This is a genomic window from Sanguibacter biliveldensis (assembly GCF_033798665.1).
GTDB classification, from domain to species: domain Bacteria; phylum Actinomycetota; class Actinomycetes; order Actinomycetales; family Cellulomonadaceae; genus Sanguibacter; species Sanguibacter inulinus.
Window position 1 is genome coordinate 3,943,038 of sequence record NZ_CP138359.1, and the last position, 14,491, is coordinate 3,957,528.

The 14,491-nt window shown below is 71.3% G+C and carries 11 protein-coding genes; 3 read left to right on the forward strand and 8 right to left on the reverse strand.

All coding sequences use genetic code 11. The features are described 5' to 3' along the window. Window positions 1-78: 78 nt before the first annotated feature. Complete coding sequence (locus tag SANBI_RS17150) at window positions 79-2,358, reverse strand: SpoIIE family protein phosphatase (protein ID WP_319157218.1); 2,280 nt, start codon at window positions 2,356-2,358, stop codon at window positions 79-81. A gap of 187 nt (window positions 2,359-2,545) precedes the next feature. Between SANBI_RS17150 and SANBI_RS17155 the strand changes: the two genes are divergently transcribed. Further along, window positions 2,546-2,974: an STAS domain-containing protein gene (locus SANBI_RS17155; RefSeq protein WP_319157220.1), complete on the forward strand. Its 429-nt coding sequence runs from the start codon at window positions 2,546-2,548 to the stop codon at window positions 2,972-2,974. A gap of 160 nt (window positions 2,975-3,134) precedes the next feature. On the opposite strand, the gene fbaA is transcribed toward SANBI_RS17155, so the two are convergent. The 3 genes from fbaA to purT all read right to left on the reverse strand — a co-directional run bounded on the left by fbaA (window position 3,135) and on the right by purT (window position 6,302). Next, on the reverse strand, window positions 3,135-4,157 hold the full coding sequence (fbaA, locus tag SANBI_RS17160) for a class II fructose-bisphosphate aldolase (protein ID WP_056127275.1): 1,023 nt from the start codon (window positions 4,155-4,157) through the stop codon (window positions 3,135-3,137). 133 nt (window positions 4,158-4,290) lie between these two features. Beyond that, complete coding sequence (locus tag SANBI_RS17165; protein ID WP_319157223.1) at window positions 4,291-4,968, reverse strand: TrmH family RNA methyltransferase; 678 nt, start codon at window positions 4,966-4,968, stop codon at window positions 4,291-4,293. Next, window positions 4,965-6,302: a formate-dependent phosphoribosylglycinamide formyltransferase gene (purT, locus tag SANBI_RS17170; protein WP_319157225.1), complete on the reverse strand. Its 1,338-nt coding sequence runs from the start codon at window positions 6,300-6,302 to the stop codon at window positions 4,965-4,967. The genes SANBI_RS17165 and purT overlap by 4 nt, the downstream gene beginning before the upstream one ends. 171 nt (window positions 6,303-6,473) lie before the next feature. Between purT and SANBI_RS17175 the strand changes: the two genes are divergently transcribed. Next, entirely contained in the window at window positions 6,474-7,376 is a 903-nt protein-coding gene (locus tag SANBI_RS17175) for a VTT domain-containing protein (RefSeq protein WP_319157227.1), read from the forward strand. Further along, complete coding sequence (locus tag SANBI_RS17180) at window positions 7,373-8,146, forward strand: HAD-IIA family hydrolase (RefSeq protein ID WP_319157229.1); 774 nt, start codon at window positions 7,373-7,375, stop codon at window positions 8,144-8,146. Before SANBI_RS17175 ends, SANBI_RS17180 begins: the two co-directional genes overlap by 4 nt. Window positions 8,147-8,374: 228 nt before the next feature. On the opposite strand, the gene SANBI_RS17185 is transcribed toward SANBI_RS17180, so the two are convergent. From SANBI_RS17185 to SANBI_RS17200, 4 genes are all read right to left on the reverse strand, one after another. Beyond that, window positions 8,375-11,728, reverse strand: coding sequence for an HtaA domain-containing protein (locus SANBI_RS17185; protein ID WP_319157231.1), 3,354 nt, complete (start codon window positions 11,726-11,728; stop codon window positions 8,375-8,377). A gap of 507 nt (window positions 11,729-12,235) precedes the next feature. Beyond that, entirely contained in the window at window positions 12,236-12,829 is a 594-nt protein-coding gene (pyrE, locus tag SANBI_RS17190; protein WP_056127256.1) for an orotate phosphoribosyltransferase, read from the reverse strand. Between the two features lie 234 nt (window positions 12,830-13,063). After that, entirely contained in the window at window positions 13,064-13,813 is a 750-nt protein-coding gene (locus tag SANBI_RS17195) for an SDR family NAD(P)-dependent oxidoreductase (protein ID WP_319157233.1), read from the reverse strand. Window positions 13,814-13,875: 62 nt separating this feature from the next. Further along, window positions 13,876-14,424 (reverse strand): hypothetical protein, encoded by a 549-nt coding sequence (locus SANBI_RS17200; RefSeq protein WP_319157235.1) that lies wholly within the window; start codon window positions 14,422-14,424, stop codon window positions 13,876-13,878. Between the last annotated feature and the right edge of the window lie 67 nt (window positions 14,425-14,491).

Here is a 14,491-nt window from a genome sequence, read left to right on the forward strand (position 1 = left end):
CACCTCACCAGCCTTGACGGCCTACCTGCCCGGCGGCCCATCCGCCCGGTGGCCGACCTGCTCTCGGACGAGACGCGCTCAGGTGGTCTGCGTGGTCTGCGTGGTCTGGGTGGTCTGCGACCGCCGCACGGGGACAGGTCGCACCTTCGCCCACACGAGCTTGCCCGTGCCGCTCGGACGCCAGCCCCAGTCGGCGAGCCGCTCGACGATCTGCATGCCGTAGCCGCCGAGCCTGTTCGCGTGGCCGTCGGTCGTCACGGGCGGCGACGGGTTGGAGTCCTCGACCTCGATGCGCAGACCGTCCCCGGTGTCGAACAGGCGCAGCGCGATGTGCCCCCAGCCGTGCAGGACGCCGTTGGCGACGAGCTCGGAGACGACCAGCTCGGCGCTCGAGACGTCAGCGAGCTCCCACGCCTGGCAGGTGCGCAGCACGGCGTGCCGGGCCCGCCCGATCGACGCGGGCTCGCTCGGCAGCAGCCAGCGGCGCGACCGCGGGCTGACCGCGGGTGCGAGCGCGTCACGCTCAGGGTCGGGGACCCGGACCACGACGACGGCCACGTCGTCCTCGGCAGCCTCGGCCAGCCGGGCGAGGAGGTCTTCACCGATGCCCGCAGCGTCGGTCGCGGTGATGCTCGAGGCCACCTCGGTCAGCGCCGCCAGGCCCGCCCGCAGCGGTCGGTCCCGGCGCTCGATGAGCCCGTCCGTGTAGAAGAGCAGGGTGTCGCCCGGCTCGAGCGTGGTCGCCGCCGTCGACCTGGCGCGGGAGCCGAAGCCGACGAGCGCACCCGCCGCACCGTCGAGGGGCGTGACAGCACCCCGCCGCACCAGCAGCGGCGGGAGGTGCCCGGCCCGGGTGTACTCGAGCCGCCAGCGCAGGGGGCGCTCACCGTCTGTCCGCTCTCGCCCGTCGCGCGCTGTCAGCGCACCGGTCGTCCGGCGCAGCGTCGCGTAGACGAGGCTGGCCGAGCGCTGCACGCGCATGCCTGCCACGAGGTGGTCGACCCGCTCGAGGACAGGTCCCGGGGTCGCGAGCTCGAAGGCGTAGGAGCGGACCACCGAGCGCAGCTGCCCCATGGTCGCCGCAGCCTCGATGTCGTGGCCCGCGACGTCGCCGATCACGAGGCCCACGACCTCGTCGTCGATCTGCACGATGTCGTACCAGTCGCCGCCGATCTGCGCGTCGTCCGACGTCGGCGCGTAGTACGTCCAGACGTCGAGACCGGTGACCTCGACCTGCTCGGGGAGCATGGACCGCTGGAGCGTCTCGGCGAGCTGGTGCTCGCGGGTGTGCAGGCGGAGGGTGTCGATCCCGACGGCGACCCTGTCGACGAGAGCCCTCACGAGCTTCGCCGACGTGGCCGGCTCGATGCTGTCGACCGCCGGCAGCGACACGAAGAGCCCGAGGACCGACCGTCGCCCCGGGATCCCCACGACCCGCGCCACAGGCACGAGGGGACCGTCACCGTCGGCCTCGGTCAGCCCTGCGCGCTCGCGCACCTGCTCTGCGACGTACGCGGCGTCGCTCCCGGCCGGGTAGCCGGTCGACAGCGGGAAGTCGAGGGGGCCGTCGACGAGGCCCTCGACGAGCTCGCGCAGCGGGTCGATGAAGGTGGTCGGCCCTGTCGGCGCCGCCGCCGACTCCCCCTCCACCTGCGCGTCGCCGAGCGCGTCGGTCGCAGGCTGTCCCCGCCGAGGGCGCGAGAGCACGGCGGCCGGGACCCCCTCGGAGTACCGGAGCCCGTTCTCGTCGAGGAAGAACCCGCCCCACGCGACGACGCCACGGCTGTAGGCCGCCGAGATGTCTCGCAGGACGAAGGGGTACTCCATGTCGTTGAGGAGCCTCGACACACCGCTGACCACCTCGAGCACGATCTCCGCGGTGCCGAGACGACGAGAGGTCTGGGCACGGCTCGCGACGTCGCGCACCTGTCCCGACACGTCGCTGAGCAGCACGAGCCACGCCTCGACGGCACCGTCCTCGTCACGCACCTGGGAGAGCGTGTACTCGCACCAGATCTGACCACCGTCGGCGCGGACGTTGAGCATCCGCCAGGTCACCGGTGTCCCAGCCGCCGTCGGCGACATCGCCGCGTGCAGGGCCTCGACGTCGAGCGGGGTCCCGCCCTCGGCCTCCAGGACGCTCAGCGGCAGCCCGACCACAGCCGCCGGGTCGTGGCCGGTGAGCCTCTCGAAGGAGGCGTTGGCCCAGAGGATCGTGGGGACGTCGACGCTCGGGTCGAGCAGTGCTGCCGCGACGCCTGCGTGCTCGAGCGCGCGGTCGCGCAGGCCCGCGACGACGCCCGTGGCGTGGTCTGGCGCGCCCGTCTGCGCACCGTGACGTGGCGTCGCGGAATCCACTCGTACCCCTCCAGGTCCTCGGTGAGGCCAGCATAGAGGGTGGGCGTCGAGCGACGGCGGACCCTCACCGGCGGCCGGCGACGGCACGCAGACTTCCCCCGCACTGCCCTCATGAGTGGCCAGATCGCACGCAACTAGTCATCGAGGCGCTCTCAGGTCACAATGGTCACCTGTCGAAGGGAGCATCGTGGGCGAAGCCAACACCCCGCACGCTGTCGGGTCCACCGGACCGGCGGCATCGCCAGGACGCGACGACGTCGCGCTGGTGAGCACGAACGAGATCGAGCCTGGGTCCGTGCACGTCATCGTGGACGAGACCCACGCGCGCGTGGTCCTCTCGGGAGAGATCGACGCCGACCTGTCGGCCGACCTCCAGCAGGCGACCGAAGACGTCCGCGAGTCCGGTCTGCCGGTCGACGTCGACGTGCACCACGTGACCTTCATGGACTCCTCGGGCGTCGCGTTCCTCGCGCGTCTCACCTCGGTGACACCCGGCCGGGTCCGGCTGCACAACGTCCCGCCGACCGTGAAGTTCTTGCTCGAGGTGACCAGCATCGGGACGATGCTCGACATCGTCGAGGACGAGACGACCCCTGCGGAGCCGGCCGAGGGCTGAGCCTGACGGACGGCCGCTGCGACCAGCGGGCGCCGAGAGCAGCGGGCGGCCCGCACCCGCAGCACCCGCAGCACCCGCAGCACCCGCAGCACCCGCAGCATGATGAAGAAGGGCCCCGGTGGATGTCCACCGGGGCCCTTCTCACGTGCGGTCAGCCAGGTCAGCCGATCGACTGGCCCGCCGAGCGGAGCTGCTGGGCAGCCTCGACGATGCGCTGAGCCATGCCGGCCTCAGCAGCCTTGCCCCAGGCGCGCGGGTCGTAGGCCTTCTTGTTGCCCACCTCGCCGTCGACCTTGAGGACGCCGTCGTAGTTGCGGAAGAAGTGGTCCGCGACAGGACGCGAGTACGCGTACTGGGTGTCGGTGTCGACGTTCATCTTGATGACGCCGTTGTCGACAGCCTCGGAGATCTCCTCGGCCGTGGAGCCGGAGCCACCGTGGAAGACGAGGTCGAAGGGGTTCTCCTTGCCGATGACCGAGCCGACGCCCTCCTGGATCTCCTTGAGGAGCGACGGGCGCAGCTTGACGGCACCGGGCTTGTAGACGCCGTGCACGTTGCCGAAGGTGAGGGCCGTGAGGTAGCGGCCCTTCTCGCCGGTGCCGAGGGCACGGACGGTCGCGAGGCCGTCTTCGACGGTCGTGTAGAGCTTCTCGTTGATCTCGGCCTCGTGGCCGTCTTCCTCGCCACCGACGACGCCGACCTCGATCTCGAGGATCGTGCGGGCCGCGACGGAGAGCTCGAGGAGCTCCTCGGCGATGATGAGGTTCTCCTCGAGCGGCACGGTCGAGCCGTCCCACATGTGCGACTGGAACGTGGGGAGCTTGCCGGCCTTGACCTGCTCGGCCTCGAGGGCGAGGAGCGGGCGGACCCAGGAGTCGAGGTTCTGCTTAGCGCAGTGGTCCGTGTGGATCGCGACGGTGATGCCGTAGCCCTTGGCGACCTCGTGCGCGTAGGCGGCGAGGGCGAGCGAGCCCGCGACGCGGTCCTTGACGGTCGAGCCGGAGGCGTACTCCGCGCCGCCGACCGACACCTGGATGATGCCGTCGCTCTCTGCCTCAGCGAAGCCCTGGAGGGCCGCGGTGACGGTCGAGGACGACGTGATGTTCACGGCCGGGTAGGCGAACTTGCCTGCCTTCGCGCGGTCGATCATCTCGGCGTAGACCTCGGGGGTTGCGATGGCCATCGATAGCTCCTGTGAGAGAGGGGGGATTCTGAACGACTTTCGTGCCAAGTCTGTCACGAAACCGGGGGTGCGTGCCTGGGCCGTTCGGCCTGTGGTCGTGGGGGTCCCAGCGGGGCTGGCGGGCCGGGCCCGCTCAGACCACGGCGTGCTGCTGCACCCAGGCGTGCATCGCGACCGCGGCGGCCGCCCCGGCGTTGATCGAGCGCGTGGAGCCGAACTGCGTGATGTGCAAGATGTCCACGCTCGCCGCCCGCGCCTCGGGCGTGAGCCCGGTGCTCTCCTGGCCGAAGAGCATGACGCACCGCTCGGGGATCGCGTACCGCTCGATCGGGACGGAGCCGGGCACGTTGTCGATCCCGACGACGGGCAGGCCCTCGCCGCGGGCCCACGCGAGGAAGCTCTCGACGTCGGGGTGGTGGCGCACGTGCTGGTAGCGGTCGGTGACCATCGCACCCCGGCGGTTCCACCGGCGGCGCCCGACGATGTGCACCTCGGCCGCCCCGAAGGCGTTCGCCGTGCGGACCACCGACCCGATGTTGAGGTCGTGCCCCCAGTTCTCGATCGCCACGTGCAGCGGGTGGCGCCGGGTGTCGAGCTCGGCCACGACGGCCTCGACGGTCCAGTAGCGGAACTCGTCGACGACGTTGCGGCGGTCGCCCTCGGCGAGCAGCTCGGGGTCGTACCGGGGGTCGAGCCCGCCGTCGGCGGTGCGCGGCCACGCCTCCGGCCCGCCGGGCCACGGTCCGACACCGATCTCGTGAGCGGCGACAGCCTGCGGCTCAGCCACGCCGTCCGTCGCTGGACCAGTCACGGGCGGACCTCGACCTGCAGCGCAGCCGCAGCAGCGCGGGCGCGCGCCCTGGCCTCCTCCACGTCAGCCCCGCGGGCGAGCGTGACAGCGACACGACGACGCCCCGACACGCTGGGCTTGCCGAAGACGCGCACCTGGGCCGCGGGCACGGCAAGAGCCTCGGCGAGCCCTCCGACGACAGGCACGCCCTCCCCCTCGGCGAGCACCGCGCACGAGGCCGCGGCCCTCTCGCCGGGTCCACCGGTCCGCAGGACGTCCCCGACAGGCAGCCCGAGGACCGCGCGGGCGTGCAGGGCGAACTCGCTGAGGTCTTGCGAGACGAGGGTGACCAGACCTGTGTCGTGGGGCCTCGGGGACACCTCGGAGAACACCACCTCGTCACCGACCACGAAGAGCTCGACACCGAAGACCCCGTACCCGCCGAGGTCGTCGGTCACCGCGCGTGCGACGGCCTGGGCACGTTCGAGGACGACCGCGGGGACGTCCTGGCCCTGCCAGGACTCGCGGTAGTCGCCGTCGACCTGGGTGTGGCCCACGGGCTCGAGGAAGGTGGTGCCGGCGACGTGGCGGACCGTGAGCAGCGTCAGCTCGTAGTCGAAGTCGACGAAGCCCTCGACGATCACGCGGGCGGCAGCCCCCTCGACACCTGTCGCCCGACCACCGGTCTGCGCGTAGTCCCAGGCGGCGTCGACGTCGTCGGCCGTGCGGATGACGGACTGCCCCTTGCCCGACGAGCTCATCACCGGCTTCACGACGCACGGCAGCCCGAGCCTCTGCGCGGCGTCGCGGAGGTCGTCGAGCGTGTCGACGAACCTGTAGGGCGAGGTGGGCAGCCCCAAGGTCTCGGCGGCGAGCCGCCTGATGCCCTCGCGGTCCATGGTCAGCCGCGTCGCGCGGGCCGTCGGGACCACGACCGTGCCGGCTGCCTCGACCTCGAGCAGCACCTCGGTCGCGATCGCCTCGATCTCGGGGATCACGACGTGCGGGCGGACCTCGGCGACGAGGTCGCGGAGCGCCTGCGGGTCGAGCATGTCGACGACCCTGCTGCTGTGCGCGACCTGCATCGCCGGGGCACCGGCGTAACGGTCGGCTGCGACGACCTCGACCCCGAGGCGCGCCAGCTCGATCGCGACCTCCTTGCCGAGCTCACCCGACCCGAGGAGCAGGACCCGGGTGGCGTCAGGGTGCCCGGGCGGGGCGATGCTCGGTGCGGAGCGCCTGCCGGGAGACTGCTGCTCTGACGGGGCCGTCAGGGGCTGAGCGGACTGCGGGCTCGGCGAGGACCGCGGGGACAGCGGACTCTGCGGGCTCTGCGGTGTCTGAGGTGTCGACATGCCGCCTATCTTGTCGCACCCGGTGCGACGGGTCGCGCCCGCACCGGTGACGACGACACCCCTGACGACGACAGCCCGGCGCGCCTGCCACCCAGCAGCACGATGTGACCATCGCGTGCGGGTCTGCGGCAGCCGGACCTGTCGAGAGGTCGACCCCGTACTCTGGTTCCCGTGATCTCAGCAGACATCCTCGCGTCCGCCGGCGAGCAGGTCGTGGCCCTCGGCCCCGACTGGCTCAACGCCGACAGCCTCATCGCCTCCTTCGGGGGCTACGCCCTCGTCGGGATCTGCCTGGTGATCTTCGTCGAGACCGGGCTGCTGTTCCCGTTCCTGCCCGGCGACTCTCTGCTCTTCACGGCAGGCATGCTCGTGGCGCAGGAGCAGCTCGACTTCCCGCTGTGGCTGCTCTGCATCATGCTGTTCCTCGCTGCCTTCGCCGGTGACCAGTGCTCGTACCTCATCGGCCGGAAGGTCGGGCCGAAGATCTTCAACAAGCCCGACTCGAGGTTCTTCAAGCAGTCGTACATCGAGCAGACGAACGCGTTCTTCGACAAGTACGGCGGCCGCGCGCTGATCCTCGCGCGCTTCGCACCCTTCGTGCGCACCTACGCCCCCGTCGCCGCAGGCGTCGGCCGGATGCCGTACCGCCACTTCGTCAGCTACAACGTCATCGGCGCCTTCCTGTGGGGCGTCGGGATCACGGTCCTCGGGTACTTCCTCGGCCAGATCAGCTTTGTGCACGACAACATCGAGCTCATCCTCGTGATCATCGTCTTCGTGTCGGTCCTGCCGATCATCGTCGAGCTCGGCCGCGGCTGGCTGGGCAAGCGCAAGGCCGCCGCGGCGACCGGCGCGTCCACCGCCCCCGACGGTCTCACCGCCGCAGCCGCCGACCCGGTCCGGGACCCGGCTGCCCGGCCGTTCGCCAGCCCGGTGATCGACCCCGTCGCCGGCTCGGTCACCGACCCCGTCGCGGACGCCGCGGCAGGTCCTGCGGGCCCGGTCGTACCATCGGAGGCAGAAGCCTCCGACGTCGTCGAAGGCACCCCGTCCGACGACAAGGACCGCAGATGACCCGCACGATCGAGTCCTGGCTCACCGACATGGACGGGGTCCTCGTGCACGAGGGCCACGCCATCCCCGGTGCCGCCGAGTTCATCAAGACGCTGCGTGACAAAGAACGTCCGTTCCTCATCCTCACGAACAACTCGATCTTCACGGCACGCGACCTCCGCGCCCGGCTGTACGCGTCGGGCATCGACGTGCCCGAGTCGGCGATCTGGACGTCTGCCCTGGCGACAGCGCAGTTCCTGTCAGACCAGATCCCCAACGGGAGCGCCTACGCGATCGGCGAGGCCGGGCTGACCACGGCGCTCTACGAGGCCGGGTACACGCTCACCGAGTCCGACCCCGACTACGTGGTCCTCGGCGAGACCCGCACGTACTCCTTCGAGGCGATCACCAAGGCCGTCAGGCTGATCCTCGGCGGGGCGCGCTTCATCTGCACGAACCCCGACGCGACGGGTCCGAGCGCCGAGGGCCCGCTGCCCGCGACAGGTGCTGTCGCGGCGATGATCACCCGGGCCACGGGACGGGAGCCGTACTTCGTCGGCAAGCCGAACCCGATGATGTTCCGCTCGGCCCTCAACCGGATCGACGCGCACTCGGAGTCGACAGCGATGGTCGGCGACCGCATGGACACCGACGTCGTCGCCGGGATCGAGGCCGGTCTGCACACCTTCCTCGTGCTGACGGGGTCGACCTCGGTCAAGGACGTCGACAGGTACCCGTTCCGCCCGAGCACCGTCGTCGACTCGGTCGCGAACCTCATCGAGAGGGTCTGACCGCCCGGACTCCCAGCACGACCGAGAAGGCCCGCCCCCGACGACCGTCGGGGGCGGGCCTTCCTCGTGAGCGGCCAGCATCGGCTGGTGGTGGGACCTGACCTGACCTGACGACGCTGCCCTGGACGCCAGAGGGGCCCGGTCCGCGCTGCTGCGCGTCCCGGGCCCCTGGTCGTCAGCGACGACCGGTCCTGCTCATGGTGAGTGCTCGGCCCGTCAGGCCTCGGCTCAGCCGACCGTCCGTCGGCGGCGTGCGAGGCCGACGGCCCCGACACCGACGGTGAGGGCGAGGAGCGCGGCGAGGGCGGCCGAGACCGACCCGTCGGCTCCTGTCGTGGCGAGCGACCCGGCACCGTTGGCGCCGGACGAGGCGTCGCAGTCGACCTCGGAGCCCAGCGGGAAGCTGAAGCTCACGGGGTCCATGGCGTCACCGGCGACGTAGAAGCCGCCGAATGCGCTCGCACCGGCCGAGGTGAGCGTCGCGCTCGCCCCGGACCACGAGACCGTGCTGCCGGTGGTCGACTTCTTCCCCGCGAGGCCGAGGGACGCGATGGTCACGCCCTTCTGCTGGGAGGCGGTGCCGTTCATGTCCGTCGACGAGACGTCGGCGACGAGCGAGCCCGTCGAGGCGCTGCTCACCTGGACGCGGACGTTCGAGATGGTCAGGTCGAGGATCCCGCCGTGACCGGAGAAGTTCACCGACCCGGGGAAGGCGACCCGTCCCTGGTTCACCTCGGTGTTGAACTTGCCGCTGCCACCACCCCAGCCGAAGCTGCTGCCGCTGCTGGTCACACCGGAGGGCGTGATGGAGCCCTTGGCGATCGGACCGGTGATGTAGGTGCGGAAGGACTCCTTGACGCCCCAGCTGAGCGTCGCGCCCGAGACCGAGCGGGCGACGCACTGCTGCGCGGCCGTCGGGACGACAGGCGCCTCGACGGTGATCTGCACCTGCGACCTCACGCCCGAGGGAGACTCGAGCGAGAGCGTGTGGACGCCCGGCGCGAGGTTCTTCGGGAGGGTGACTGTCGCCGTGGCGGCACCTGAGGCGTCGGCCGTGATGCCCGACGCGAGCAGCTGGCGCTCGGAGTAGACCGCGGCCTCGATGTTCTCGGTGCCGGAGCCGAAGCCCTGACCCGTGAAGGTGACCTCGCCACCGGGGACGACGGTCGTGACGCTGGCGATCGCGTTGGCGTAGGTGCCGGGAGCGAGCGGGGTGACGACCACGGGAGTGCCGGGGTCGGTGCCGGGAGTCTCACCGCCCGGTGTGGTGCCACCGCCAGAGCCGATGGTGAAGGTCACCGGGTCGAGGACTGCACCGGCGGCGTAGAAGTCGGAGAATGCCGCGGCACCCTCCGCGGTGAGCGTCGCCTGAGCGTCAGCCCAGGTGTTGACGCCCTGCGACGTCGAGGGCGACGGGAGCGTGAGTGTCGCGAACTTCACCCCGGTGAGGTCGAGCACCTCGCCGCTGAGCGTCTTGCCCTTCACGTCGACGGTGAGCGTGGCTGTCGGCTGTGCAGAGAACCAGACCGTGGGGTTGCTCAGCGTCAGCTCGAGCGCGCCGCCGTGGCCTGTGAAGGTCACTGCGCCGGAGTACATCGCAGAGCCCCGGCCGCCGTCTAGGTCGGAGTACGTCTGGGGGAAGCCGTAGCGCGAGCCGTCTGTCGTGGCCCCCGCGGAGACGGTGACCTTGCCTCGGGCGATCGGACCGGAGATGTACGAGCGGAAGCTCTCCTTGACGCCCCAGCTGAGCACGCCGCGCGCGACCGGGGTCTCCGGCGTGGTGGGCGTCTCGGGGTCGGTCGGGGTCGTGGGGACCTCGGGGTCGGTCGGGGTCGTGGGGTCCGTCGGCGTGGTCACGTCGGCGAGCGTGACGGGTGCGTAGAGCTCCTGGTCGGCGTTGGTCGTGCCACCGGCTGCGTAGGTGTAGACACCGAGGTTGCCCGACTCGGGCCACCCGGTCGCCTTCTCCTTGACCGTCAGCGTCGTGGTGAAGGTCCCGTCCGGGGCGATCACCGCACGCTGACCGGCGATCGCCGGCTGGTAGGTCGGGTTGACCGCCGCGAAGGCAGCATCGCTCAGCGCCCACTTCTGGTCGCCCGCGACGCGCGTGCTCGACGCAGCGCCAGCAGAAGGCTTCCACGTGTCCGCGAACTTGCCGAACACCACGTAGGTCCCCGCAGGGTTGCCCGCCGAGATCGGCGGACGCGCACCCGCAGGAGCCAGGTTCCCAGCCGGGTCGAAGCCCGAACCCTTCACCACGATCGTGTCACCCAGCTTGACCGACGACGACGCGAGCGGCGTCGTGCCGTCAGCAGCGAACAGGCTCACCGCAGGCTCGAAAGTCGGCGCCGGGGGCGTGATCGTGACGGGTGCGTAGAGCTCCTGGTCGGCGTTGGTCGTGCCACCGGCTGCGTAGGTGTAGACACCGAGGTTGCCCGACTCGGGCCACCCGGTCGCCTTCTCCTTGACCGTCAGCGTCGTGGTGAAGGTCCCGTCCGGGGCGATCACCGCACGCTGACCGGCGATCGCCGGCTGGTAGGTCGGGTTGACCGCCGCGAAGGCAGCATCGCTCAGCGCCCACTTCTGGTCGCCCGCGACGCGCGTGCTCGACGCAGCGCCAGCAGAAGGCTTCCACGTGTCCGCGAACTTGCCGAACACCACGTAGGTCCCCGCAGGGTTGCCCGCCGAGATCGGCGGACGCGCACCCGCAGGAGCCAGGTTCCCAGCCGGGTCGAAGCCCGAACCCTTCACCACGATCGTGTCACCCAGCTTGACCGACGACGACGCGAGCGGCGTCGTGCCGTCAGCAGCGAACAGGCTCACCGCAGGCTCGAAAGTCGCGACCGGAGGGTCGGTCGGCTCGGGCGAGGGCTCGGTGGTCGGCTCTGGGCTCGGCTCTTCGGTCGGCTCGGGCGAGGGATCAGGCGTCGTGGGCTCGGGGTCGGGCGTCGTCGGCTCGGGCTCCGGCTCGACCGGAGTCTGCGTGACGACCGAGAAGGTCACAGGGTCGAGCGCGCTGCCGGCAGGGTAGAACCCGGCGAAGGCCTGCGCGCCAGCCGCGGTCAGGGCTGCCGGTGCGGCAGTCCACGTCGAGACGTCACCGTCGACCTGCGGAGCAGGGAGTGCGAGCGTGGCCAGCTCGACACCGGACAGCTCGTAGGCCCCACCTGTGTCGAAGCTCTTTCCCCGGGCGTCAGCGACGAGGACACCGGCGGTCGGAGAGTCGACACGGACCCGGAGGTTCTCGAAAGTCGTGTCGAGGGCTCCGTCGTGCCCGGTGAAGTGCACCGATCCGGCGAAGGTGGTCAGTCCCGTCGAGCCGTCGAAGGTGGTCTCCGTCTGGGCGAAGCCGTAGCTGGTGCCGTTGTTCGTCGCCCCTCCGCCCACAGTCACGGAGCCCTTGGCGATGGGACCGGCGATATAGGAGCGGAAGCTCTCCTTGACCCCCCACGAGAGGGTCCCGGCGGCGGGATCTGCCTGGGCCGGCGCGAGGACGCCGACAAGAGACAGCCCGGCGGCGAGCGCCAGCGCTGTCAGGGTGGCGAGTACGCGTCTGACGCGCTGCTCGAGGACGGTGGGCACCGTGGAGCCTCCTGGGGTCGGCGCCTCGCGGCGCGGGGTACCGGCAAGGTCGCTCGACAGCGACGTGTGCACCCGTGTGGTCCGCACCTTATAAGGAGAGCCTTACCAAAGCAAGCAGAGGCATGCCTAAGTCAAAGGTCCTGGACGACGCCCCTCACCAGGGGCGACGTCGACGAGTGCCGACGGGAGCGGTCGCGAGAGAGCGGTACCGGACAGCACGACCCTCGCAGAGATATGAAAAACTCTCAAGCAGTGTCAGATACCTTGAAGATGACGGAACGTCATAAATTGACCCGCCGCGGCACGGAGCAGACGGTCCAGGTCCACGAGCAGCCAGCCGGGCGCACCGGGCTCGGCTCGGCTCGGCTCGGCTCGGCTCGGCTCGGCTCGGCTCGGCTCGGCTCGGCTCGGCTCGGCTCGGCTCGGCTCGGCTCGGCTCGGTGAGTGTGATCGCCTGGGCCCGACCGCGCTCCTCAGCGCTCGGCGCGGCCCGCGGTCGCGTCCGCCCTAGGCGAGACCGAGGTCAGCCAGACCGAAGAGCGAGTGGTAGGGCACCCCGAGCGCCTCGATCTTCTCGCGGGCACCCGTCGCGCGGTCGACGATCGTCGCGACGCCGACGACCTCGGCCCCCGCTGCACGAGCCGCCTCGATCGCGGCGATGGGCGATCCGCCCGTCGTGGTCGTGTCCTCGACGACGACCACACGACGGCCGCTGATGTCCGGGCCCTCGATCTGACGCTGCATGCCGTGGGCCTTCGCAGCCTTGCGGACGACGAAGGCGTCGAGGTCGAGCCCGCGCGACGCCGCGGCGTGCAGCAGGGCTGTCGCGATCGGGTCGGCGCCGAGGGTGAGCCCGCCGACGGCGTCGACCTCGGACGTGCCGAGCCCGGCCTCTTCGAGGGCGTCGAGCATCACGTGCCCGATGAGCGGCGCGGCGCGGTGGTGCAGCGTCACCCGGCGGAGGTCGACGTAGTAGTCAGCCTCCTTGCCTGAGGACAGTGTGACCTTGCCGTGCACGACCGCGAGGGACGTGATGAGGTCGCGGAGCTGCTCGCGGGGGGTGGGGGCGCTGAAAGAGTCGGTGGTCGTCACGCCCGCCACCCTATCGCCAGCCCCAGACCCGGTCGCTCAGCCCGTGCAGCCGATCGCCGCCGGGGGGCCGGGGGGCAGGGCGCCAAGGAGGCGAGATCGATCCTCCGGAGCGAGATCGGTCCGCAGGAGGGTCGATCTCGCTCCGAAGTGCCGATCTCGACGGCTGGGGTGCCTAGGTGGTCGACGGACGCTGGCTGGGCTGGGCTGGGCTGGTGCAGCGTCAGCCGGGGCTCCTGGGTCCGCTCAGCGGCCCTCGGCGGCGCGGACGACCGACCGCGGTGCGAGGCGGAGCAGGCCCGCAGCCACCCGGTACCTGATCGAGGGCGTCGAGATCACGGCGCCCCGCCGCACGTCGCGCAGCGCGGCGCTCACCACGGCACCGGCGTCGAGCCAGGCGACCTCCGGGAAGGCCGAGTAGTCGAGCTGGGCGCGCTCGTGGAACTCGGTCCGCGTGAGCCCGGGGCACAGCGCCGTCGCCGTGACGCCGGTCCCGCGCAGGTCGACCGCGAGGCCCTCGGTGAAGGTCCGCACCCACGCCTTGTGCGCCGAGTAGGTGCCGGAGGCCGTGAGCGCCGCGACGGAGGAGACGTTGAGGATGGCCCCGCGGCCGCGCGAGCGCATGGACCCTGCCGCGGCCTGCGACAGGACGAGCACCGCACGGACCATGACGTCGAGCGACGCCTCCTGGGCGGCGACGTCCCCGCCGACGAAGGAGTCGTGGACCGCGTACCCGGCGTTGTTGACGAGCAGGCTGACCGGGCTGGTGGTGCTGCGCAGCCGCTCGGCGACCGCCTCGGTCTGCTCCCGGTCGGAGAGGTCGGCCCCGAGGACGTCGACGCTCACGCCTGCTGCCGACCGGATCTGGTGCGCGAGCGTCTCGAGGCGGTCGGTGTCGCGGGCGACGAGGACGAGGTCGTGGTGCCCTGTCGCGAGCTGCCAGGCGAACTCGACGCCGAGACCGGCGCTCGCGCCGGTGATGAGTGCAGTAGCCATGGGCGCCAGCCTACCGAGCACCACGGTCGAGCCCTCTCCGGGCGGCCGATCGTGCGGCACGGTCAGTAGAGGTCGACGCGGTCCACCTCTACCGCGAGGATCACCGTGGTCCACCGGGCCTCCGACTCCAGGATGGCTCCGCTGAGGGCTCCTGCCAGCGTGCTCGCGCGGGCAGGCTCCAGGTCACCGACCTGACCGGTCCTCGCGCCGGTCCCCGGAGAGATCGTGCGAAGACCCAGGTCCTGGTGCGAGACCTGCGGCCAGAGCCGGATCAGCTGCCCACGATGGGCCACCGCGCGCTTCTCGTAGCCGAGGAACGCCTCTTTGGCCGAGCCGAACCAGTAGGTCTCGTCCCTGGAGAGGCGACCGGGCCTGAGGATCGCATCGCTCGCGGTCATCCTGGAGGCACCGCCGCCATAGGTCCGGCGGAGGTAGAACCAGGCGGTCTCCTCGTGGTCGACGTCGAAGAGGGGTCGGGTGCCCCGTTCGGCGAGCGGCCCGATCGGCAGCGGACGGTCCATCAGCGGGACGTCGAGCGTGTGCGCCGGAGCGCTGTAGGCCGACGTGCCGGAGAGCTGGGCCAGCCAGTCGAGGTCGATGTGCACGGTCACCCCCAGATCCTCTCGCACGATCGCGCGGCGTGGTCCGAGGCTCTCTCTGAGCGGCGGGGAGATGCCG

What these genes read in the sequence shown, in the direction of transcription:
- purT (WP_319157225.1), bottom strand. Translation starts at nt 6,302, where the DNA reads ATGTCGACACCTCAGACACCGCAGAGCCCGCAGAGTCCGCTGTCCCCG.
- SANBI_RS17180 (WP_319157229.1), top strand. Translation starts at nt 7,373, where the DNA reads ATGACCCGCACGATCGAGTCCTGGCTCACCGACATGGACGGGGTCCTC.
- SANBI_RS17195 (WP_319157233.1), bottom strand. Translation starts at nt 13,813, where the DNA reads ATGGCTACTGCACTCATCACCGGCGCGAGCGCCGGTCTCGGCGTCGAG.
- fbaA (WP_056127275.1), bottom strand. Translation starts at nt 4,157, where the DNA reads ATGGCCATCGCAACCCCCGAGGTCTACGCCGAGATGATCGACCGCGCG.